The organism is Sphingobacterium sp. B16(2022) (assembly GCF_012030425.1).
In the GTDB taxonomy this organism is placed as follows: Bacteria; Bacteroidota; Bacteroidia; order Sphingobacteriales; family Sphingobacteriaceae; genus Sphingobacterium; species Sphingobacterium anhuiense.
Map to the genome: position 1 here is coordinate 372,588 of NZ_JAAUVN010000002.1, position 26,060 is coordinate 398,647.

The 26,060-nt window shown below is 37.8% G+C and carries 13 protein-coding genes; 12 read left to right on the top strand and 1 reads right to left on the bottom strand.

Annotated elements, in window-relative coordinates; translation table 11 throughout:
* Positions 1-120: 120 nt before the first annotated feature.
* From HCX49_RS12005 to HCX49_RS12030, 6 genes are all read left to right on the top strand, one after another.
* Positions 121-3,381 carry a SusC/RagA family TonB-linked outer membrane protein gene (locus tag HCX49_RS12005; RefSeq protein ID WP_168127177.1) on the top strand — a complete coding sequence of 1,087 codons (3,261 nt, stop codon included), beginning with the start codon at positions 121-123 and terminating at the stop codon, positions 3,379-3,381.
* Between the two features lie 69 nt (positions 3,382-3,450).
* A complete protein-coding gene (locus HCX49_RS12010; protein ID WP_206368427.1) occupies positions 3,451-5,160 on the top strand; it encodes a RagB/SusD family nutrient uptake outer membrane protein in 1,710 nt (569 codons plus the stop codon).
* A gap of 539 nt (positions 5,161-5,699) precedes the next feature.
* Positions 5,700-6,590: an aldo/keto reductase gene (locus tag HCX49_RS12015; protein ID WP_168127178.1), complete on the top strand. Its 891-nt coding sequence runs from the start codon at positions 5,700-5,702 to the stop codon at positions 6,588-6,590.
* Between the two features lie 3 nt (positions 6,591-6,593).
* Positions 6,594-7,766 carry an enolase C-terminal domain-like protein gene (locus HCX49_RS12020; RefSeq protein ID WP_168127179.1) on the top strand — a complete coding sequence of 391 codons (1,173 nt, stop codon included), beginning with the start codon at positions 6,594-6,596 and terminating at the stop codon, positions 7,764-7,766.
* A 21-nt stretch (positions 7,767-7,787) separates the two neighbouring features.
* Positions 7,788-9,341: an SLC5 family protein gene (locus HCX49_RS12025; RefSeq protein WP_168127180.1), complete on the top strand. Its 1,554-nt coding sequence runs from the start codon at positions 7,788-7,790 to the stop codon at positions 9,339-9,341.
* Positions 9,342-9,348: 7 nt separating this feature from the next.
* Positions 9,349-9,780, top strand: coding sequence for an L-rhamnose mutarotase (locus tag HCX49_RS12030; protein ID WP_168127181.1), 432 nt, complete (start codon positions 9,349-9,351; stop codon positions 9,778-9,780).
* Here the strand turns inward: HCX49_RS12030 and HCX49_RS12035 are convergent.
* Entirely contained in the window at positions 9,777-10,658 is an 882-nt protein-coding gene (locus HCX49_RS12035) for an AraC family transcriptional regulator (protein WP_132845118.1), read from the bottom strand. The genes HCX49_RS12030 and HCX49_RS12035 overlap by 4 nt on opposite strands.
* Positions 10,659-11,078: 420 nt before the next feature.
* Between HCX49_RS12035 and HCX49_RS12040 the strand changes: the two genes are divergently transcribed.
* The 6 genes from HCX49_RS12040 (at position 11,079) to HCX49_RS12065 (ending at position 25,832) form a co-directional block, all read left to right on the top strand.
* Entirely contained in the window at positions 11,079-14,279 is a 3,201-nt protein-coding gene (locus HCX49_RS12040; RefSeq protein ID WP_168127182.1) for a SusC/RagA family TonB-linked outer membrane protein, read from the top strand.
* Positions 14,280-14,291: 12 nt separating this feature from the next.
* The gene (locus HCX49_RS12045; protein ID WP_168127183.1) at positions 14,292-16,082 is read left to right on the top strand and encodes a RagB/SusD family nutrient uptake outer membrane protein; all 1,791 of its coding nucleotides are present in this window, start codon (positions 14,292-14,294) and stop codon (positions 16,080-16,082) included.
* Positions 16,083-16,356: 274 nt separating this feature from the next.
* Positions 16,357-19,332 (top strand): LamG-like jellyroll fold domain-containing protein, encoded by a 2,976-nt coding sequence (locus tag HCX49_RS12050; RefSeq protein ID WP_168127184.1) that lies wholly within the window; start codon positions 16,357-16,359, stop codon positions 19,330-19,332.
* Positions 19,333-19,335: 3 nt separating this feature from the next.
* Positions 19,336-21,570 (top strand): hypothetical protein, encoded by a 2,235-nt coding sequence (locus HCX49_RS12055; RefSeq protein WP_168127185.1) that lies wholly within the window; start codon positions 19,336-19,338, stop codon positions 21,568-21,570.
* Between the two features lie 24 nt (positions 21,571-21,594).
* On the top strand, positions 21,595-23,886 hold the full coding sequence (locus HCX49_RS12060) for a hypothetical protein (RefSeq protein WP_168127186.1): 2,292 nt from the start codon (positions 21,595-21,597) through the stop codon (positions 23,884-23,886).
* 26 nt (positions 23,887-23,912) lie between these two features.
* Positions 23,913-25,832 (top strand): right-handed parallel beta-helix repeat-containing protein, encoded by a 1,920-nt coding sequence (locus HCX49_RS12065; protein WP_168127187.1) that lies wholly within the window; start codon positions 23,913-23,915, stop codon positions 25,830-25,832.
* Positions 25,833-26,060: the final 228 nt, after the last annotated feature.

Sequence of the window (26,060 nt, forward strand, 5' to 3'; positions counted from 1 at the left end):
TTACCATAAAAGTGATCGCCTATGATAAAAACTGATTAAAAACTCTTTAGTAAGGGAATTGATAATATTCTTTTCCAAAGAAATTACTATCCAATGCTAACCATATTAACCTATGAAATTATGAATGAAAAATATAAACTCTACAAACCAAATTTAAATAATGGAATATTGACGATGAGTGTCATCGTTCTTGTTTCTGCGATACATACCCTACCCACCTTTGCTTCTGTAAAAGTGACAGGATCTAATTCAGTTTTTGTACTAAAAGACAATCTATTAGATTTAAGTAGTCAACAAGCAATAGTAACTGGGGTAGTTACCGATGAAAAAGGCAACGTTATTCAAGGAGCTTCAATTAAGGTTAAAGGTACAAAAAATGCTACTTTAACAAATAAGAATGGAACTTTTGAACTATCAAGTTTACCTGCAAATGCGGTATTACTGATCTCTTATGTCGGTAAAAATTCAAAAGAAATACCGGTCAATAATCAGTCTGTTATTAATATTGTTCTTACGGAAAGTGCCTCCGATTTGGAAGAAGTAGTCGTGGTGGGCTATGGTACACAAAAGAAAGTAAACCTAACAGGTGCAGTTTCCTCGGTGAGCACAGAACAAATTAAGAATATCCCAGCAGGAAATCTGTCTAATTTAATTGCAGGAAGAGCTCCCGGGGTAACAGCTGTTGGAACTTCGGGATTGGCAGGAGCTTCGTCATCGATTCGAATTCGTGGAAGTTTTGCAGAGCCTTTGTATGTTATTAATGGTATCATAAGTGGAAAGGCAGATTTTGATGCGCTAGATGCCAATGAGGTGGAAACGATCAATTTTCTTAAAGATGCTGCAACTGCATCTATTTATGGATCAAAGGCCGGTAATGGTGTTGTACTTGTTACAACAAAAAGAGGTGTGAGTCAAAAGCCAGTATTTGAGTATAAAACATCTTTCTCATCCTCATCGCCTACTAAACCTATTCAGGATTATAGTGCCGCAGAAGAAATAGAATTTTTGAATCAGGTTGCTGTTACAAAAGATCAAGAAAAACCTTATGGACCTGATATCGTAGATTATTTCAAGGATAAAAGTTATAATATTAACGACTATATCTGGCAGTCTCCAACAGTACAACAACATAATTTATCTGCAAGAGGTGGAAGTGAATCGATCCTTTACTATTTCTCGATGGGCTATCATACGGAAAAGGGATCCTATAAAAATTTAGGGTATGATCGTTATAATTTCCGATCTGATGTAAGCGCAAAGATTACAGATCGATTTAAAGTGAGTGTAAATTTGAGTGGAAATCAACGAAATTATGATCGATGGTATTGGCCATATGACGGTGAAGATGACTTTAACGTGGGAGATTTTTACCGAGCGACGTTTAACTGGACTCGTCTATACCCTTTTTATGTGGATGAAAATGGCAATCCAACTTCGGATACAAAGGCGTTTCCTGTGGTTCCAGGAGCTTGGCATCCAATTGAGTTAATGGAAAATAGTGGCAGTTATCGACATAAAAAAAATCGAAATTTGGATGGAATTGTCCGGCTTGATTTAGATCTTTCAGATTTTTTGAAAGGTTTGAGTACCAGCTTGCAAGGACATTATATGGCTTCAGATCGTAACTCAAAAGCTTTTGTGCTTCACAATAAAGCATATATCTTTCAGTCGGCAAGTACAACAAATAAATTTATCCCAGGTCCCATTGATCCGACAAAAGTAAATATTCACAATTTGAGTTCGACTTACCCGAATATCAATGAACAGGTCAATTTAGATAATTCGTATCAGCTCAACTGGAATTTAAAATATGAAAATACCTTTGGTAATCATTTTGTTTCAGCCTTAGGAGGCTATGAACAGGCGGGTGGCAATGGTAAATACTTGACAGGTCGTGCAGATGAATTGTTAACGACGAACATAGATCAAATTTATAATACCTCCTCCGATATTTTGAAACGATGGTTTGACGGTAATGAGTCTGAAAGTGCACGGGCTTCATGGATCGGACGCTTTAACTATACTTATTCTGACAAGTATATCGCTGAAGTTTCATTCCGTTATGATGGTAATTATAAATTCGCACCAGGTAAGCAGTGGGGATTTTTCCCTTCAGTATCAGCCGCTTGGCGAGTTTCGCAAGAGCAATTTATGAAGGATTTGCCTTGGTTAAGTGATTTGAAACTGCGGGCTTCTTATGGTTCATCTGGTAATGATGATTCAGGAAGCCAATCTGTAGCGCCTTTTCTTTGGACTCAGGCTTATACTAAAAGTTCTGGATTTGTATTTGGTTCATCCTTACGTGACGGTTTAACAGCAGGACCAATGCCCAATCCATCTATAACCTGGTCTACTTCTCGTATGTTTGATTTCGGCATTGATTATGGCTTTTTTGGTCAAAAATTAACAGGTGAAATAGACTTTTTCAAAAGAACGCAAAGCGATATTTTAGGAGCAAGACTTGCTTCTACTCCTTCTACTTTGGGGGCTAGTTTACCAGATGTAAATTATGCTGAACGCTCATGGAAAGGTCTTGATTTTTCCGTTAACTGGAAAAATAAATCGGGTAATGATTTTCAGTATTCTTTTTATGCTAATATGGGTTATGCTGTAGATCAATGGGACATAATTGATGAGGCAGCAGCGCTTAGAGATGGAACATATCAAGACAATTGGAGAAGTGCAATTGGTCAACCAGCAAATCGGGTTTATGGTTTAGTTTCAAAAGGAATTATCCGGACGCAAGAGCAACTGGACCAATTACCGGAAGGGTTTATACAATATGGGCGCTCTCCTAAATTAGGATACCTCTTGTTTGAAGATATTAGAGGGGCTAATTTCTCAGAAGGTCCTGATGGTAAAATCGACGATAATGATATGACCTATTTGTCGGATAATGGGTCTCCTCGTATTAACTATGGAATTGGCTTTAACTTTGAATGGAAGAGATTTAGCTTAAATGCACATTTTCAGGGAGTGGGTGCCTATGATCGAATGGTGAGTACTAGAAATGGTGGTGGTGTATTCCAAAATGACCGTCCTTATTTTGAGTTATGGGCAAACAATTATTGGACTCCTGAAAATCCAAATGCCGAGTATCCAAGAGTTTCTGGAGAGTTTCAAGTGGCCGATGTAGGAGGAGGACCATCTACATTTTGGATTAGAAATGGGGCATATATCCGGTTGAAAAATTTAGATCTTGCTTATGCATTACCAGATAATTGGTTTAAATCTATTGGTCTAAGTCGTGTTCAGTTTTATTTTAATGCAACAAATCTCTTCTACCTTACTGGACTAAAAGAGCATGATCCGGAACAAGAAACCTTGGATTCGTATCCACTGATGAAAACTTTTACTGGCGGATTGAATATTACTTTTTAAAGGAAATTAACGATGATAACTGTACGAAATAATAAAAGAAAATTTACAATTTTCTTCTCTATAATGACTATGATGGCTATCTTTTCAAGTTGTAGCAAAGTATTGAATGATGTAGATGACTTAAGTCGCTATCCTACTGAAGGAACTTTTGAAGATCTACTCACGGCAACAGCATATTTAAATAATTTATATGCCAGAAGCTTATCGGGTTGGCCTGTGAATAATGGGACTTACAGTGATGAGTCAAAAGGGATTATTGGAGATGGCGCAATTACGACTGATAATGGAACTATGAAATACTGGCCCTATGCTGCGGTAAGAAGTATCAATATCTTTTTGAAAGAGATGTCGAAAAGTACGATACCAGCTGCGCAGAAAGACCCTATGATTGGACAAGCCAAGTTTTTACGCGCATTCTTGTATTTCAAAATGGTTTATTACCATGGTGGTGTTCCTATCATTGAAATACCTCAGGAGTTGACTGATGACCTAAAAGTGAAAAGAAATTCCACTGCAGAGTGTTTTAATTTTATTATTAAGGATTTGGATGAAGCAGCGAAGGTGTTACCTGCGAAGTACGCAGATAACGATAGAGGACGAATTGATCAGGCAATTGTGAAATCATTTAAAGGGAGAGTTTTGCTGTATAAAGCTTCACCTCAATTTAATCCAACCAATCCTTATGGAAATGCTTATTGGCAGGATGCTTATACTGTCAATAGGGATGCGAAAGATTTTTTGGATCTGAATGGTTATGGCTTATTGGAAGATTTTAAAAAACTTTTTGAAACTAAAGGACATAAGGAAAATGTGTTTTCAGTAATTTATGTCAATCCAGCGAAAACGAATGGACGAGGAGAGGATGGTATCCGTCCACTTTCTGAATCAAAAAATGCGACAGGAAATGATGAGCCGATTTGGGCAATGGCAGAGGCTTTTCCAATGAAAGACGGAAAGAAACCTGGTGATCCAAGTTCTGCCTATAGCTATAATTTGCAGAATTATTGGAAAAATCGTGACCCTCGATTCGATGCAACGATGGTCTGGAACGGTGAACTTTATGAATTGAGTGGAATAAAAGGGCGCCGACAGTATACGATGGCTGGAATCGCAAAGTCTATGGATGCTTTTGGTTTCGTGATTCAAGGAGAGAATTTTAGTCGTACAGGTTTTTATACGAGAAAGGGCATCATGGAGGAGCTTCCATCTGCACAAGTGACTTTGAATGATGTCGATTGGCCAGAAATTAGGTATGCAGAGGTCTTGTTTAATTATGCTGAGGCGGCTAATGAAATAGGAAAACCAGCTGAAGCGTTAGCAGTTTTAAAAGCTATCCGTCATCGTGCTGGTATTGAGCCGGGCATAGATGGAATGTATGGCTTAAAAGTGGGGATGCGCCGTGAAGAAATGCGTACCGCATTACTGGATGAGAAGTATGTCGAATTCATGTTTGAAGGAAAGCGATTCTGGGATTTGAGACGACATCGTTTATTGCATAAATTGGATGGTATGCATAAGTATGGTCTCATGGCAACAGCCGTGAACGGACGCACCGTGGAAGAAATAACGGCTGATGATATTCTGAAAGCTAATCGCTTTGAATTGTTGCCGGAGCATTTTACGTATAAGGTAGTCGAATTGATTACAAATGGACCTAAGGCAATGGTTATGCCTGAAAGTTACTATTTTTTTCCTATCCAACTTTCGAATATTAATCAAAATCCAAACTTGGAGCAGAATAAAAATTGGGGAGGGAACTTTGACCCGACTTTACATTAATCGTTTTTTAGTAATAGTTTAACTTATTAAAGCCACTTGAATTCCGTTAGTCTTGAAGAGATTCGAGCTAACGGTTTTTTTTGATATTTGGTGAAATCTGCAAAGAAAATATTACAAAAAGTCAAGTTTCGGGTAGTTTTAAAATGCTAAATATTCCAATTTTAAACGGAATAAAAACAACACATAAGAATCATAGTGTTATTTTTAAATTTATGGACGAAGATCGATGAAAAAAAATCACCTGTTAAAAACATTATGATCGGTACAACTAAAATTATTTTGAACCTTTAAGCTATAATTTATATAAATTGAATGTATTAAAAACAGAAATTAGTTTTTGGTCTTAGGGAAGAAAACATATGTTTTGGATAAAATACCGCTGGTTTGGATGAATATTTAATTGGACTTTTATAAGTGAGATATGTTAAATGTTTTAAAATTAAATATGTAGGTGAAGTCCAGACAATATAAAAAGGGATGCAGAATTTAGAGTAAACAGTGAAATGCTTTAGTTATTTTTTGAAAAGTAAAATTTAGGAATGTACAATCTGGGAATAGATAAAATAATACTGGGAACTGCTGGTTTAGGTGGTGTATGGGGAAATGTAAAGGCAGAGGAATCGATCACTACAATTGAGTATGCCATGTCGCATGGTATAAGTGCAATAGATACTGCTCCGGCATATGGAGATGCTGAAGAATTTGTAGGCAAAGCACTTGTAAAATGGGAAGGTGAATTACCTAAGATTAGCACTAAAGTGGGACGGCTAAAAAGTTATAAGGCCGATCAGGCATCATATGATTATTCTGCAGATGGGATGAAAAGAAGTGTGGAAAATAGTTTAAAAACGTTAGGTATTTCGAATATTGATGTACTTTTTTTACATGATCCAGCGGCAATTCCTACTGAAAAAATCGAAAATGTTGTTTCGCGAATGCGATACTTTAAACAAAATGGCTTTGCAAAGAAAATAGGTATTGGGGGTAATTTACCTGTTGCATTTGCGCCATACCTTGAAGATGATGTATTTGATGTTATCATGGAATATAATAGGCTTAACGCTTGTTGCATTGATGCGCTTCGTACAACTATACGAAGTTGTGAAAATACCCATAAACACTATTATGCGGCTAGCCCACTAAATATGGGACTATTAGGCTGTAACTTTCAAGAATTTTTAAACTTCCCGCCAAGTTGGCTCGATATGAAGAGTATAGAAAAAGCCCAGAAGATAGATGCAATTGCGCAACGATATCAAATTCCCTTAGATGTATTGGCCTTACGCTTTATATGTACAATCCCTGCTTCATTTAAAATGGTGCTGGGGGCCGCAGATCATGAGCAACTTAAGAGTTCGATTCATGCGATTGAAGCCGGTATTTTGCCTGCAGCTATTTATAATGAAATCCTTCAAACCTTTAAAAAATAATAAATGAATGAAATTGATGATGAAATTTTTAATGTTCAAAAAATTAGCATTAGAGTTTTAGAACCAGTGGCTAACGTCACGCCCTTTCAGGATGCAACAATGGGTCCCTTCCCGTCTTTTGGCTTGTCCATTATCAGAATAGAAGATGAGGATGGCTATATTGGAGAGGCTCCGGTATATAATAGCTACACGAATATTTTAGAGACTTGCTTATTTCCAATTTTGTTTCACTGTAAAGGTGTTCCATACAAAGAGTTTTTTCCAAAATTATATTGGTCTATTCGAAATGAAGGATTTAAAGGTGCGGCTTCAGCCTTATTGGGGCAGGTCGATATGGCCTTGTACGATCTAGCTTCTAGACGTAAAAATATTCCCCTGTACCGCTATATTGGTGGCACTCGAAATACGGTCAAAATATATGGTAGTGGTGGCGGAACGAATTATACGCTGCAACAGTTGGAGGATGAGGTGCGTGTGTTTATGGAAGCTGGAGTGGATTGCTACAAGATGAAAATCGGAAAAGATTTTGGAACAAATATCAGTGAAGATATTGAGCGCGTAAAACATGTTCAACGTTTGGTGAACAATAGGATGAAGGTGGCAGTGGATGCTAATCAGATCTGGTCGTGTAAAGATGTGTTTAAATTTATTGACGCTATCGGCGAGCAATCTCTGTGTTGGATAGAAGAACCGATCCATTCTGCCGCGTACGATCAGATCGAAGAGCTTTGTAAGCAAACCTCATTGACTGTCGCTTATGGAGAATCGGAAAGGACTTCAAAAATTTTTCCTATGCTGGCTAATTGTGGAGTTGGCCACCTGCAACCGGTACCGACACAATTTGGAGGAATGAAAGAATGGATGGAGGTACGAGATTTATGTAAATCACGCAATTTACAGCTTTCTTCTGGAGGTTATTCTTTATATTCGACCTTCCTAATGACCACTGCCGATGATAATGGAATGATCGAATACCTCTATTCGCTGATGTATGGATTAGAAAAGTATTTTTTGATAAGCCCTTCTTTGAGCGGTGGACAGTTTCATTTACCTGAATCTGAAGGATTACCGGTACGGATAGATTGGGATTATTGTTATAAAGAAAATAAAGTAATACGGGAACAGGTATGGGAAAAGCATCAAGTCTCGAATTACAACCCATTAGTAACGATGTAATAAAATAAAAACAACCATATTGTGAGCTTATCATTCAATTATATTGATTATTTAGTTTTAGGATTATACGCGTTAATCTTATTATATGTTGGATTTCGTTTTAATAAAAAGGAAAAGAATCAGCAGGATATATTTTTGGGTGGACGCACACTGAAATGGTGGCAGATCGGTTTTTCTATTTTTGGTGCTAATGCTGGCCCTATGATGTTGATCGGTTTTGCAAGTATAGGTTTTACGCATGGTATTGTTGCCAGTAATTTTGAATTATTGGCCTGGGTATTTCTCATGTTGCTTGCGATGGTTTTTCTTCCTTATTATTTGAAAACGAAGATCACTACAATCCCTCAATTTTTACTGATACGTTTCGGTAAGCGATCCTATAATTTTTTAATAGTATATAGTTTGATTTCTATTCTGGTGGTGTGGTTAGGAAGTGCGCTTTATGCAGGAGGTTTGCTCATATCTGGAATATTCGGTATTTCGTTATTTACTGCGATCGCAGTGATCGCGGTGATTGCAACAAGCTTTACGGCAATTGGAGGGTTGAAAGCAGTGGTTCGGACAGGTGTATTTCAATCTGTTATCATTATCATCTCTTCTGTTATACTTACCTTTTTAGGGTTTCAGAAAATTGGCAGTGTTGATGCATTGGTCAGTCAAACGCCAGAATCTTATTGGAAACTTTTTCTGCCGGCATCAAATGCCGCGTATTCTTGGGTAGGAATTTTATTAGGTTATCCTGTCGTCGCAATTTACTATTGGTGTGCCGATCAGACCATTGTTCAGAAAGTCCTGGCGGCTAGAGATCTGAAAGAAGGACAATACGGTGCTATCTTTATTGGAACCCTAAAAGTGATTATGCCGATTATATTTATCCTGCCGGGTATCATGTGTTATGTTTTGTTTCGAGATACAGCGCCTGATAATGCTTATATCACAATGATCAAAGAACTGATGCCTCATGGTCTTCTTGGTTTAAGTATTGCCGCATTGATTGCTTCGTTGGTCGATACTGTATCATCAAGTCTTAATTCATTCTGTACTGTTTTTACGTTGGATGTTGTTCAGCAATTTAAGGTGCTTAATAGGGAACAGCAGGTCAGGATGGGCAAATGGGTTACGGTGGTCGCCGCAATTGTTGGGGTAGGTATTGCACTTTTATTTTCGTATTCCGGTAAGGGATTTTTCGATCTAACGCAAGGATTAGTGTCCATTCTTTCGCCTCCGCTAGCAGTGGTCTTTCTATGGGGCATCTTTTGGAAGCGTATTAATGGTAAAGCGGCTGAAATCGTACTCTACGGTGGAGGATTCATTTGCTTGGTGTTAGGTGCTTGTCATGTACTTAATTATCCTTATGAAGGATATTGGCCTCATTTTTTAATGCTTTCTTTTTATATTTTTGTAGCATTGAGTGTCGTTATTGTTGCTGTAACTTTATTAACAAAGTCTGAAGTTAAGACGGAGGTCCCTACATTATTGGACGTTAAAGATAAAATGGGCAGTTCTAGTTCTATTTGGTGGACATGGGCAGCTCTTGCAACGGTCATGATTGCGATATATATTTATTTTAATTGATATAGTTATGAAAAATTTTGGGATAAGTTTTGTTTTATTATGCAGTTCTATCTTATTTGTCATGTGCAAGCAACCTGAAAATAATCAGGATTCTACAACATTTGAAGAGAAAGTTTTTGTTGTGAATACGGTTGATAATGATGAAAAGCTACAGGAATATTTAACTTATCATAAGCAGGTATGGCCTGAAGTTGAGGCTGGATTTAAGAAAGCAGGCTATAATCGGATCACACTTTATCATTTTAAAGATCTCATTGTAATGGCGATATCTGTACCTGTGGGTGCTGATCTAGATGAAATGGGGAAAGTAGCTGAAGCCCATAATCCCAAATGCGCTTCATGGAATAAGTTAATGAATACCTATCAAAAGGGTGTCAATGGAACAGAAGAAGGGGAAAAGTGGGTAGAGGCTTTTCCCTTCTATGAATTTAACAATTAAAGTGTTTCAATCTCGGCGGTAATTTTGTATTTCTTGGCAAAATCTCGAGGTGAACTACCCTTGACATCTTTAAAATGCTTGTTGAAGTTGGAAATATTATTATAGCCACTTTTATAGCAGGTTTCCGTGATGTTGTAATTTCCTTCCATTAATAATTTGGCGGCATGCCCGATACGTATTTCCTTGATGAAATCAACTAATGTCCGGTTAGTCTGCATTTTGAAAAATCGACAAAAAGCAGAGGTGGACATTGGTACGACAGAAGCCACATCCTGAAGAGAAATATCTTCTTTAAAATGCTTAAATATATAGTCGAATACACGATTAATTCGATTGGCCTCAGTCGAAGTTTCGATAATATGAAATGAGGGTGATGATAGCGTTTTACATGTAGACGATAAAGCCAATTTGTCCAATAGTTGTAACATTAGAACTGCGCGTGTAAGTCCAGTGGCAGTCAACATTTGGTATAATATTTCCTTTGCATCAACCACAATTGTACCGGTGAACAATACACCTTTTGATGCATTTTCGAAAAGTTGGTTTAAATGCACGGCCTCCGGCTTTGTCAACAGATCTTTTCCGAGGAAATCGGGATAGAAATGTACAATAATAGCATCAGCAGGACGCTTGCTGTTTATCGTATTGTAATATTGCCAACAGTGAGGCAAATAACTCCCCAGAAGTACGAGTTCGTCTCCCTTAAAATCTTCAATATGATCACCTATAAAACGCTTTCCAGTGCAGTTTTCCAATAAGGCTATCTCAAAATTCACATGCGATTTTAAGGAAGTATATTTCTTGATTTCCAATTCTTCTGCACGGATCGTAAATGACTGATCTGGCGGAAAGGTGAAATTTTCGTAGATGTGTTGCATAATGTTAGTAATAAGTTCTGGTAGAAGAGCAGATATTATAACGGGTTATTTTTTAGTGCACCTAAAGATATATAAAAAATGCAACTAAATAAAGTTGTTCTGCTTAAATATAGTTGAGCGCAAAAATAACATTATAAAATAGCAAATTATTGGTGGTTATCCCTTTATATAATATTGAGATTTATTCCGATAAACAATCTGTGACCACAGGTTAGCATATCAAAAACCAAATTATGAATTATACTATTGGAAGACAGGCGTAAACTAAAGTCTATGCAATTCTTTACGTATAAATAATCTAATGAAAAATATAATTGCCTATGGATAAGAATATAGACGAATGAAAAAAAACAATGAAGGAATGCGACTCCTTCATTGCTCATTAATTTCCTAATTAACTAATCAAGAATATACTAAATTATGAAAAATGTCAAATTAATACACATTCTAAATTTTGGCAAAAAGACAAAGAATCTAACACTATTATGTGCGCTGGCTGCGATCAACAACTCGACCCATGCAGCAACAGAATTTGTTACTTTAAATACTGGTCAAATTGAGCTTGAAAACAAGAAAAATAATCAACAAGAAATAATTGTTTCCGGTAGGATCGTTGATGTAAATGGAAATCCTTTGAAAGGAGTTACTGTAGCTGAAAAAGGGAAACGAAACCAACAGAAAACACAAGAGGACGGTAAATATCAAATAAGAGTTTCCTCTTCAAGTTTTTTAGTTTATACCTACATCGGATATGAGACTCTTGAGCGTGCAGTTCAGGGTAAAAGTGTCCACGATGTCACAATGAAAGTGGGAATTAGTGATTTAGATGAGGTCGTGGTTATTGGCTATACTTCTCAAAAGAAATCATTATTGACAGGAGCGGTTTCTACAATGAAAGTCGATGAAACATTAAATACAATTCCTACAACCTCAGCGGGAAATTTATTGATTGGAAAACTGCCTGGTGTAAATGTTAGTACTGTAAATGCGATTCCTGGATCGCAACCAAGTATCAGTATTAGAACAGGATCATCTCTTAATAATCAAAACGTAACGTACGTGATTGATGGTGTGGTGAGAGGTGCAGGAGATTTTAACAATTTAAGCCCTAACGAGATTGATGATATTACCGTTTTGAAAGATGCCGCCTCAGCAGCTATATATGGTTCTAGGTCTGCTGGCGGTGTTATTTTAGTGACGACAAAAAAGGGAAGTTTAGGTAAACCGACTTTTAATTTTTCGACGGGATATAGTATCGATACACGTACTAAAAATATGGGTCTAACCAGCGCAGTACAAGCGGGGGAATTGTATTCGCGCATCAATGGATCAGCAGATCCTGCTGGTTGGGCATGGTCACAGGAAGAATTGGACCATTATAAAAATATCAATAATGGATGGGGCTACGATCAGTTGGCGGATGTCTGGCAAAATCCAACAACGCAAACCAATAATTTAAGTGTTAATGGTGGAAGTGAAAGGGTGCGTTATTTTGGGGCAGGGTCTTACGTAAAGCAAAAGGGATTTTTAGAACCGATGACTTACGATAAGTATAATGTGAGAATGAATGTGACAGCAGATATTACGAAAGATTTAGAAATTTTCACGGGATTTGCGTTGTACAATGACATGACAGGACGCATTGCTGATAATGCCGATCCTGCTGATACTTATGGTAAATTGAGGATATGGCAACCTGATCAACCCGTTTATACAAATAATGGACAGTTTATAGATTATGGATGGATCGGTAATGTAGGAGCTCGTGTTGCAGGCGCTAGTGGTTACGATAAGGAGAACCATTTGAAGCCACAATTGATTTTGAGTGGTACTTATAAAGCTCCTTTTTTAAAAGGTCTGAGTGCAAAGGCGATGTATAGTAGAAGTTGGGCTAATAATATGAGAAATCGCTTCTTTACAAATTACGATATGATGGTGATGAAGAGAAGCGGAACGAATAATCGTATTGTGTCTACTGATGATAATGATATTACAGGTGTGCGGAGATCAACATGGGTAGGTAAAGATTTTATTGAGCGTAAATCAACTTGGAGCGATGACAAACAGTTTAATATGCAATTGAACTATGCAAATGTTTTTAATGAAAAACATCGCGTAGCTGCAGCCTTAGTTACTGAATGGTATGAAGGTGCTGGTTCTGGTGTAACGGGGGGACGCGAAACCTTTCCAGTTTATAGAACGGATCAATTTTGGGCAGCGAGTGGTGCTAGGGCAGACACGTGGGGAGATGGAGATACGGATTGGGTGAGTGGACGAATGTCGTATATAGGTCAGTTTAATTATACTTATGCTGATAAGTATTTGTTTAACTTTTCTTTTCGTGAAGACGGTTCTATGAATTTTGCACCTGAACAACGTTGGGGCTTTTTTCCCGCTGGATCTGCTGGTTGGGTGATTTCTGAAGAAAACTTCTTTAATAAGTCCATTGTTCAGACTTTAAAATTGCGTGGATCCGTAGGCTTAACTGGTAACGATGCTGTAGGAGGTTGGCAATGGCAACAATCGTATCAATCGGGTAGTTCAGCATATTTTGGTACTAGCCCAGCGCGATCAGTAGGGTTAACTTATGGAAACGTAGTTAATCCAAATCTAACTTGGGAGAAAGCACTGAGTTACAATTTCGGAGTGGATATGAACTTGTTCAAAAATTGGAATGTATCTGCAGATTATTGGTTCCGTAATTCTTATGATATTTTAGGAAACCGTCAAAATACACTACCGTCAACTTATAGTTTATCAATGCCTGCTGAAAATTATGGCGAGATTGATGCACAGGGAATGGATTTGCAACTGGGGTACCGCGAAGGAGATGACAAAGTAAGTTATTTTGCAAACTTAACAATGTCCTACGGTTGGAATAAAGTAATTAAACAGGATTATGCAGAGAATGCGCAATGGATTGATATTCCTGTCGGTAAATCTAGAAGCAATATCACGGGTTGGGCGTTTGATCAGATTATCCGTACTCAGGAACAATTAGATGCTTTTAATCAAGCCAATCCTAAATATAAACATAATGGATTATCGCCTGAATTAGGAATGATGGTCTATAAAGATTTAAACGGACCTGATGGTGTTCCTGACGGAATTATAAACGATTGGGACCGGATTATGCTCCGGTCAAAAAATTTCCCTGTCATATTTGGTCTGAATCTAGGAATAAGTTGGAAAGGGTTTCATTTGGAAACGATGTTATCTGGACGTTTAGGGGAAAAGAAATGGATGTCAGATTTAGCAGGTGGGGTAGAATGGAACCGAATGTGGGATCAATGGTATGATGATAGCTGGACTTCAGAAAATCCAAATGCAACCTTGCCGAAACGTATTGGAGCAAATAATGCAAAGACATACCAAACGAATAGTGAATACTGGTTGAAAGACGCCAGTTTCATGCGCATGAAATATTTAACACTGAGTTATAATCTGCCAAAGAATGGAGCATTTTACAATAAAGTATTTGAGAATGTACGCTTGTTTGCTACAGGTACGAATCTATTTGTGTTGAGCAAATTTAATAAATATTATGATCCGGAGATCGGTAATGGGAATGCTTTTCCAGTGTTAAGGTCCTACAATTTTGGTATCGATGTTAAATTCTAAACCTAAGACGATATGAAACTTAAGAATATTATATATAGTACTGCTTTTGCATTGCTGTTAAGCAGCTGTAATTTAGATTATGAAAATACGGCTACAATTAGTCCAGAAAATGTATGGTCTGATAAAGTGATGATCAATGCTTTTATGACAGATATTTATGGAAGGATGTTGCCAGAGTGGCCAATAGCTGCTAATGTGACGGATGAAGGTATGAATGGTCCTACAGATATGGGAAACTTGGCTAGGGGATTGATCGACGTAGATAATCAAGGTCAAAAGTGGGATTATGCAAATATAGATCGTATTAATTTCTTTTTGAAACAATTGGAGACCGTGACGGTATTGTCCGATTCAGAAAAGAAAATGATGATCGGTCAAGCTAAATTTTGGAGAGCCTGGGATTATTGGGGTAAGGTATGGGCAACAGGAGGCGTTCCACTTATTTTGGATGTTCAAGATATTACAAATGTGCCTTCCTTATTTGTCTCTCGCAATACTACCTCAGAATGCGTTGCTCAAATATTAAAGGACTTGGACGAAGCAATCGCCGTATTACCTGATACTTGGACCGGTGCAGATTATGGGAAAATTGATAAAGGAGTTGCATTGGCTTTTAAGGGACGTCTATTGTTGCAGTATGCAAGCCCGCTATTCAATCCATCTAATGATAAGGTACGATGGGAACAAGCTTATTTAGCAAATAAAGTGGCTGTTGATTTTCTAAAGACAGTAGGAAAAGGATTGTTTAATGGCAAATTTGAAGATATTTGGTATAGCGAACGTAATAATGAAGTAATTATGGTCAATCAGTATTACTATCCTGATCATAGATTGGATCAAAAGAATATTCGTCCTGAGCCATTGACTAAAGATAATGCCAATTTTAATCAAGCTATTTTACCCTTATTAATGGCTTATCCTAAAAAGGATGGATCGAAACTTGTTTTGGATGAAAATCGTTTGAAAAACGATCCAGCATATAACGAACAGTTTATGACCGATTTTTATGTGGATCGAGATCCCCGCTTCTATGCTACCGTTTTTTCTCCGGGTACAGCTTATCCAGCAAGCGATGTTCTGTCAGGAGGAATGAAGTATTGGAATGCCTGGCGCAAAGTGACCGATCCGAAAGCAGAATCTGGGTTTAAGTATACCAGTCTGATATTTGATCAGTTAGGTAAGGGAGTAGGTGGTAGTGCTTCCGGATACTTTCAACTCAAAGGTATTGATAAGGCATTGACCATACCTACAGTATATGATGCACAGACAGATTGGGTTGAAATCCGCTTTGCAGAAGTGCTCATGAACTATGGTGAATGTGCCAATGAGGTTGGAAAAAGTGCAGAGGCATTACAGGTACTATATGACATACGTAAACGAGCGGGAATTGAGCTTGGATTAGGAAATTATGGTATTACAGCTACTGATCAAGCTGGCATACGCAAAGCCTATATGGATGAAAGGTTCATTGAATTTGCTTATGAAGGTAAACGTTGGACTGACATTCGTCGATGGAAAAGATATGATTTGTTGAATACCATTAAATTTCGTTCTGGACTTAATGCTGTAATTAAAAATGAACAAGATTTGAAAAATTTTGATTGGACTAAAGATATGTATGATCCATCAGTACGCAAGTTATTCCGTTTTGAATTTGTAGAATGCCTAGATGGTGATAAACAATATCAATTTAAATTGGATTTAAACCATTGGTTTTACCCGGTCCACAAGGATGTATTGAATCGGAATTCCAAAATACAACAAAACAAAGAATGGGGAGGAACATTTGATCCTCTACTTTAAGATTTTTTTAACTAAGATAAAATGGCGACTTATTCACAAAATAAGTCGCCGTTTTGTTTCATGAGAAGCCATCATTAGTTTTGATCATAAGCATAAGTGCAAAATAACATTATAATAGATCAAATTATTGGTGGTAATCCAGATAGAATATAGTGAAGTTTACAGTTGAATCGTTTGAGATGAAGTTTTTAGAGGAAAACCAGCGCTTTATTTCTTGATTTTAACCAGTAATAAAAATCCCAATGTTAATCTAATGGGTTGTTAGCAGTTGATTATGAAAAGAATACAGATACTTTTATTTTTTATTATCCTTCATCATGCCTTACAGGCAAAGGTGAAGCCTTTAGGGCATTTTAATTTTGGGAAAGTAGGAAATGTAACCTATGCAATTGGGCCTGAAAAGGTGAAATCAAGGCAAGGGAATTTTACGTTGACACGAATAGATAGGCCCTTGTTTTATGCTGATGCACCTGCTGAAAAAGCACAGCAGGGTGAAGGAGCCATTTTATTTAATGGTAAAACTGATGGTTATAGTATGTCATCTGGAATAGGAGTAGCTACAGAAAATTTTGTTTTTGAAGTCTGGGTAAAAGCAAAGGAAATAGATTCACAATCTGGTGAAATGAATATTGTCGCTTTGAACGGTACGACAAAAGAAGGTTATGGTTTTGCACAACGTGGGAAAAGCTGGGTGTTTATTTCAGCAGATAAAGGCACGACAAGTATTGGGAATGCAGTCAAAGGTCAATGGATTCATCTAGCGGCCACATTACGGAATGGAGTTGGTGAACTTTGGATGAATGGAAAAAAAACAGGAAGCTTTAATGCGACTAAAACAATAGCTCCTCATTTTTCAATTGCAATTTCTAATGAAGGAAAACAAGCTTTTATGGGAGAAGTCTATGAAGTAAGATGGAGTACTTTTGAGAAACAGGGGTTCGATGAAGAATCTGATTTTTTAATCAATTATAAAAAGAAAAAAGAACGGGATAGAAGCAGAGATCTCTCTAGATTGACATTAATGAAAAATATTCAAAAGCCTGGTCTAGGTAAGAGTGTGGTTAGTGAATTTGAAAATAAGAGCTACGGAATAGACTGGTTGATTGCTCCAGTAAAGCATGCTACAAATTTATATATAAAAGAAAATAAAGATAATAAAACTGCTCAATTTCAATTGAATAATGGTTTAGTGTCGCGTACGTTTTATGTAGCTGATAACTTAGCATGTATAGGTTACAAGAATTTATCCAATCAGGCAGAATATGTCCGAGCAGTAAAACCGGAAGCGAGAGTTATGCTCGATAGTATCTGGTATGAGGTGGGTGGGCTCAAGGGGCAACCTGAAAAGTCTTATCTGATGGAAAGTTGGTTGTATGAAATGGAAACGGATGATCAAGCTTTTGAATTAGTCTCCATTGAAACAGCAGCTCCGTTGGAACGATACCCATGGCAACAAAAATACAATGCTGTAGCTACTGATTGGCCGGTAAAAGGACTTCGTTTGATATTGACTTTCAAACCTACCGAGCGAATGGACATGGTTAAAAATATCGAAGTAAAAGTAAACTATGAGATTTATCAGGGACTTCCTGTTATCACCAAATGGGTTGAAGTTTTGAATAATAGTGATAATTTGATTCGGTTGAATCAAATTGAAACAGAAGTTCTGGCCGTAAACCAAGATCAAATTAATCGTATTCATGTCGAAAGTGACTTTTCTTTCGCATTGGTCAATGCGAACTTAAAAGGTAGTGCGCTGATGCACTATCAAGGGGATAAAATTGAAGCTTATCAAGCTGGAGAATCCACAACGAAATGGGTCGTGGATCAAGAGTATAATACCTGGGCTACACACAATCAAGCAGAGGATGGCTTTTTAGATTTTCCACATCGTAATCTTTTAGTCAGCCATTTACCGATGGGACCCGATGTGGATATTTCGAATAAAGAATCATTCAAATCCTACCTGACATTTGAATTGCTACAAGACGCAGACGATCGGGAAAGGAAAAGTTTGGCGCACCGTCGTATGTATAAAAAGTTGGCTCCTCAAACAACCGAATCGCTGATTACAGGTGGTATCACGTCGCATGATGAGAAGACGCTTAAAAATTTTATTGACCAGATGGGCGAATTGGGCATGGAAAGATTGGATATCCAGGCATGGCCGGGGATCAGTCATGATAATCTGGATGATAAATATGTAGCCTTATGGAAGGATATTGCCTCATATGCAAAAGGAAAAGGTATTGTGATGGGGGGATATGAGTTACAAGTAGCTTCTAGAGGACGTGGCGCGGAAGTAGATTGTGTTCATCCGGTTACTGGCAAACCAGGCAGTCTTTTTGGACAGAGTGTGTGTATAGCGAGCGCTTGGAAAGATACCTATTATAAAAAGATGTGGGATTTTTATGATAAAACAGGGTTAAAGTCTTATACGATTGATGGGCCATATCATGGCGATCCATGCGCTTCTACTGTACATCCGCATCATCATGGTCTCTATGATTCACAATGGGAACAGTGGAAAAGTCAGGTAGCAGTACTGCATGAAGCACAAAGAAGAAATATGTATGCTGCTATTCCAGATTGGTATTTTTTAAATGGTCAATCGGCAACAGGTATGGGGTATCGGGAAGCGAGTGCGAATTTGACTCCAGATCAGCAGATGCTGTTAGGAAGACAATATATTTATGACGGTACATGGCATAAACTGCCAACTATGGGGTGGATTGGGATGCAATTGGTTGGATTCTATTCCAATGATCCAAAAATTGGCTTAGAACCGCTAGCTCAAAATTTGGATCGCTATGAACGACAATTAATGCAATTTTTAGCAAGTGGCAGTCAATTTACCATTCGCGGTAATAGACTTTATGATACCCCTGAAACCAAAGCAATGGTATCAAAGAAGATTAACTGGTTTAAAAAACACCGTGAAATATTAACTTCTGAAATTATTCATGTCAGCCGTCCAAATGGTCGCGACCTCGACTGCATGCTACATGTTAATCCGTTTATTAATGAAAAGGGTATGGTGATTTTCTTTAACCCAACGGATAAAACGATCAAGAAGGAGTTAAGACTTCCGCTGTATTATACTGGTATTAAAGGAAAGGCCATGTTTACCAATGAAGAAGGTATCACGACGACAAAAGCTTTGGATGATAAAGCAGATATTGAGATGACCGTAGAGGTTAAACCGGGTGGTACAGCTTGGTATGTTATTGAAGATGCACAAAAGAAATAACCAATGAAAATAAGTGAAGTAGTAGCAATAGCCTGCGGATGTTTAATCTCCATATCTGTTTCTGGGCAAGATTGGTTGCCTGAGAAAAGAGATAGTCAAGTAAAATTACGTTTGCTGGACTGCCAGTATGATAAAGCAAAATTAGTAAAGAGCCAAGTGATCGGATCAAATTCGGATAACTGGGAGGTTAAGCAGACAGTAGAAACCATAAAAGATGGTGAGGAATCGATCTATCGGTTTACTTTTAAAGCTAAAAGAACAATGGACAATGTTGGTGTTGCGGTAGCTTTTGATGAATACGATTGGAACAGCGACAATTTTGTGATGATACCAGCAGTGGTTTATAACGGAAATAGACAACGCATTGTTAATCGGGAATATGCAACAGGATTGGATAAGTCGGATTATTTTAGAAAAGATCTGGCATTGACATCTAATCCGATTCCACAGCTTTCTCCTGAATTTGGGGCTAAATCCCGCATCGAAGTTAATGTGAGCAACACAGCAACGCCTATGATCGCTTATTTGAACAGAAATATAGGAAAGGGGACTTTCTTATTTACAGATCAAGGTATAAATTGGAAAGGGGAAGTGAAAGATCATGCCTTGATTATTGAAGAGAGTTTAGATCGTCGTGTGGCTAGCTTCATTATCAGTGCACCTGGAGTAAGGGAAAAGAAACCTGAATTTATTGGTTTTAGTGAAAGTCCGGATCGAGGGGTGTCTGTCACCGCTGGTGAGGAAATTACGATTCGAGTGACAAAGATTAATTTTCAAAGCCAAGATGTTGCGACATTATATAATCGTTTTATGCGTGAAAGAAAGGCACATGTGACAGCGGAAAAACCAAGAAATCTGATGCCGATGAGTGAGGTACTCCTCAAGATGGCGAAAAATATCGATGAGCGTTATTACGTTGGTGATGGTGTTGCTTTTTATTGTCCAGAAAATGCAAATTGGATGTCCTATGGATGGGTCGGTGGTTTGATGAATACCTATCCCATGTTAGCACAAGGTGATAAAGAACATTTGGAAAAAGTGAAGAATACATTTGATTTTGCTCTTCCCCAAGGTAAAGGTAAAAGCGGATATTACTATGATGTCCTTGGTGCCGACGGAAAAGTCATAAACCGCGATGCAGCGAAGTGGATTCCTGGAATCGGATTGACCCGAAAAAATGCAGATATCTTGTACTGGATGATCAAACAGTTTATGTTGCTGGAGAAACAGGGGAGATCCAATGCGATTTCAGATGAATGGAAAATGAATATTCGACAGCTTGCTGATGCTTTTGTAAAAACCTGGAAAGAAGAGGGGACATGGGGTAATTATTTTGCTATTGAATCGGGAAAGGTAGCTGCATATAACACAACGGGGGGTGCTATGGCAGTAGGTGGCCTAGCACTTGCTTCGTTGTATTTTAATGTTCCAGAATATTTGGAAGTAGCTCACTTGGCAGCCAAGGACTATTACGATGGTTTTGCTTTGGTCGGTTTTACTTCTGGTGCTTGTGGAGATATCCTTCAAAATGCTGATTCAGAAACTGCTATTGCACTGACGACATCTTTAATGACGATGTATGAAGTGACAGGTGAAGAGAAATATCTGGATCAGACAAAACAATTGGCAGATTACACAGCATCATGGACGGTTTCATTTCCGTATCGTCTTCCAAAAAATACAGCATTAGCAAAGTTAGGAGCAAATTTAACTGGAGCTATTTGGGCCAGTACACAGAATAAGCATGGTGCTCCGGGATTTTGTACCCAATCTGGTGATGTGCTTTTTAAACTGTACCGTAAAACACAAGATACGCTATATGCAGATTTTATACGAGATGTTATTCATGCCCATGCAGAGGGAATACAGCCCAATGGAAAGATTACAGAACGGTTGACTTACTGTGACGCGGATAGTCGTGGTTCACGTGGGGATGGAGGTCAAACAGGTTGGAATGAGACAAATGGAGCCTTAATGGCTTTGGAAATACCTGGAATATATATACGTAAAGATCTAGGAACGGTTTATACATTTGATCATGTTGTTGTTAAGGAGATCAAGAAAACGAAAGTTGGTATGACATTGACAATTTTTAATCCAACGACATTCGATGCAACAGTAACGCTATTAACAGAAGATAAGCAACAGGCTTCGACACCTTTGGGTGAAAATGCTTTTTTGGATTGGAAGAATAGGGTAACCATTAAAGCAGGCAAGTCTGCGACAGTAAAAATTTAGTAAATTCAACTTATAAAATAATTGATGATGTACGTAAATAAGAATTTTTTGAAATGTTGTAGTTTGTTTCTGCTTTTGGTGGGAATCGGAAATACTTTGCAGGCACAAACTGTTTTGCAGACTGCATATTTTAAGATTGCGATAGATGGAAAGGGGTATATAACCAGTATGCAGAACATAACAAAACGGCCTTTCAGAGAGTTTAGTCCTGCGGACAAACCTTCACCTTTGATGACTCTTTATAATGCAAAAAAAAGAGTTTATTCTTATCCCGAAAAAGCGGTCTATTCGAAAAGTGAAAAAATTATTACAGTAGCCTATTCGAATGGATCTTCTGCTAGGATTCGTATTGAACCGCATGCAAAATATTTTAAAATGAAGTTGCTGTCTTTGACAAATTCACAAGATATTGAAGCGATTCAATGGGGTTCATACCATACAAATATCACGAACCTGATGGGAGAGATTATTGGTGTGAGCCGAGATACCAGTGTTTCGGTAAATTACGCCATTGGTATGCTTGCCCTTAATGATAATACCATTGGCGGTACTGCTGACATTCAGGGTGATGCTGCTCCATTTCAATACATCATTCATTCACCAGATTATAAGCGGTTTCCGTTGCCTGCCCATTTGCATGAAGGACAGGTTTTTACCCTTGGGGGGGATGGTGTTAATGATGTTGCATTTTATGGACATAAAGAACCTTACTACCGAATTTTATATGGAAATGCTGCTGAGGTAGATAAAAATGGTCGGATTTCGATTACCTATCAATCTAGAGATAGAAGAAGTCCACGTGAAGTTTATTTTTCATTGATCCCGAATATGGCGATCAATACTCCTAATCACCTACAGGTACAACCTTTACCTGGTGTAGATTATATCGGATCTTCCATTGCTTTTTGGGGAAGTCCAGATAGCACAGCATTAATGGATGTTGTTCAGAATATTGTCAAAGCCGAAGGTTTGCCTTATCCAACTGTAAACGGTAAATGGATAAAAGATCCTGCGGCCTATGTACCAGATGTGCTGACTGAAGGAGGACAATATGATCATATGATTGACTACACGCATAAATTGGGTTTTAAAGCAATTAGTTTATATGATCAGGGCTTCGTTAGGCCGGATCGTGGAAATTTGGGCTACTTAGATGGACGAAATTTTGAAAAGAAACCTTTGAAATTGGCGAGTGGAAATCTATCTCATAAAGAATTTTCTGATTTGGCGAAGAAGTATAATATCGTGATCGGAAGAACTCCTATTACTAATTCTTTAGCCCCTGGAACGAAAGATGCTAGCCCCATTCCTAGCGATAGCATATGGTACCAACAGAAACGTTTATTAGCGAAGAATATTGATGCAGTCGATACGCTGCTATATGTCAACGATCCGACGCATTTGCAGGAAATTGGAAGTTGGGAAGGCCATTCAAAGAGCTTGAACATTATTAAAATTGGTAAAGAGCTTATTCATTATCTAGGTGTGTCGGATAAGGCTCCATATCGATTGTTGAATGTTAAGAGAGGATATTGGGATACAAAAGCGACTTCACATCAGGCGCTTGATACACTTTATAAACTGCAGGTAACGATTAACTATGGGTATGACGGACTGATTCCGAATATGCAATTGCAGGATAAGATTGCCGAGTATTATGCTGATTTAGCCAATATTAATGGATTGGGGTATTATGATTTTGATGGTCAAGAGTTTTTATTTAACAACGGGCATGGGTATTATTCTACCAAAAGGTTTTTCCGAAAAATGTTTGAGAAAGCTAAGGTGCACGGTATAGCTGATATCCGTTTTACTGGTGCTACCCTTTCGGAAGGCTCTTGGCACTATCAAAGTATCTGGAATGTAGGTGGGGGTAAGAATCTGTATGATGCTGAGACACGAGAATGGGGCAGTGCCACAAGTCAGGGTAAAGATCTAAGAGATGTTTCTTATGCTAATTATTTTCCTGTGGGAATGGGAGGTAACTTTCCGATTACAGAAAAATCAAAAGTAGAAGAGTATGAACATATTCAGGCAATGGCTGTTGGTACTGGTGCCACATATAGCCTCAAATTAAATCAGAAAAATGTAGAAAGTTGCCCGCAGAAAGATCAGATTTTTAAAGTGATCCGTACTTGGGAAAATGCGCGTGCTGCAAATGCTTTTCCAAGATGGGTAAAACAACATCTTGTCGATCCGACCCAGAGTTTTAGATTGGAAGAGTTGGATACAAATAACTGGAATCTATATCGTGTCAACCACAAAACTTCAGGGAGACAATTAATAGCAAAGTTGACTAGGGCTACGGGATATTAAGATATCTAAATTTTAAAACAAAAAAATTGAAATATAAATACTTGATCGTACTGTTGCTATTCGGATTGAATGGCACAGCACAAACAGGAATACAAGTAAAAGAGTATCACGTTGCGCAATCGGGTAATGATGCGAACAATGGAAATAATACAAAGCCTTTTAAGACGATAATGGCCGCAGCTCAAAAGGCGATGCCCGGCGATATCATTACGATACATGAAGGGATTTATAGGGAGCAGATAACTCCACCTCGTGGAGGAAATTCCAATCAGGAGCGAATCGTTTATAGAGCGGCTTCTGGAGAAAAAGTTATTATTAAAGGCTCTGAAATTGTAAAAGGATGGAAACTAATCGGGAATGATACGTGGGAAGTAAAGGTGTCAAATAGGATATTTGGGAAATTTAACCCTTTTCGGGATCAAATTAAAGGCGATTGGTTCTGGCCAACGCCTAAAGAACGTAAATATCATACAGGTGCTGTGTATCTCAATGGACACTGGTTGATGGAAGCTGCTGAAAAACAAGAGGTCTTGAAAGGGGTAGATGACAAAAATCCTTTGTGGTGGGCTGAGGTTGATTCATTGACGACGACCATTTGGGCGCAGTTTAAAGATATTGATCCAAATCAGGAAACAATTGAAGTTAATGTACGTCAAACGTTATTCTATCCGGATAAGCCATTTGTGAATTATATTACGGTAAGTGGCTTAATTATGGAACATGCGGCGACAAATTGGGCCCCACCAACTGCAGAGCAAATTGGATTAATTGGAACGCACTGGAGTAAAGGTTGGATTATTGAAAATAATGATATCCGCTATTCTAAATGTGTAGGTATTACTTTAGGTAAGTATGGTGATGAATACGATAATAATATGACTGAATCTGCTGAGGGCTATGTAGGGACAATAAAGAGGGCTTTAAATTTTGGTTGGAATAAGAGTACAATAGGTGAACATGTGGTTCGGAATAATACCATTGCGCATTGTGAACAAGCAGGAATTGTAGGAAGCATGGGGTGTTCTTTCAGTAGAATAGAAAATAATGTCATTCATGATATTCATATAAAACGCTTATTTACGGGAGCCGAGATGGCGGGTATCAAATTTCATGGTGCTGTTGATACGAAGATTTCTGGCAATCGAATCTATAGAACTGATAAAGCGATTTGGTTGGATTGGATGGCGCAAGGGGCTCAGGTAGCGGGCAACCTAATGTATGAAAATGATCTCGATGTGTTTTTAGAGGTTACGCATGGCCCCATGTTACTCGCAAATAATATCATGCTTTCGAATAAAAGTTTATTGATGAATGCTCAGGGAGCAGCGTTTGTTCATAATTTATTTGCCGGAGGTATGGATGTGATCAATTACGATAGTCGTTTGACACCTTATCAAAAACCACACGTTACGGATCTAGAAGCATTGGAGGATAATCCAGGTGGTGATGTGCAATTTTTGAATAATCTCTTCGTCCAAGGCGCAGATGTAAGTCAATATAGTAAAGCATTTTTGCCTGTTTTATTGAATGGAAATGTATATACAAAAGGTTCTGTTCTTGTAACTCCTGATTCAAAGAATGAAAAACTCGGTGAAATGAATACAGAAGGTAAAAACAAGATGAAAGGTTATAAGATCAGGAATGCGGTGGAAAAGAATGCTTTAATGGATACCAGTTTTGTTGTTGGAGCAAAATTGAGCAAAGTTGAGAATCAGATATTTCTTGAATTGACTCTTAATGATAAATGGTTAAATCAAAAGCGTAATATGGTTACCTCGCAAAATCTAAATAAGACGGTGATTTCGAATCTACCATTCGAAAATCCGGATGGTACGCATATTCGAATGGATCTTGATTATTTGGGAATGAAACGAAATAGAGCCAACCCTGCTCCGGGACCTTTTGAAATCAAAAAAAATGGAAAATCTCTAATTAAAGTTTGGTAGTATGTGTTTGATAAATTGGATGCTTACAAAAGTTGGCGGGATTTAATTCTATTTTTTACTCAATGATTATCTAAAATAGAACAATAAATTTCTAGGAATCGGTTATTGCGTTCGTCATAGTAACACCTATATTTTTTATTTCGAACGAATTTAGGTTGATGTAAGAATTTTGTCATGAATACTGATGTTATAAAACAGCTCCTATTGAATACGTTTTGATAAGGAAGA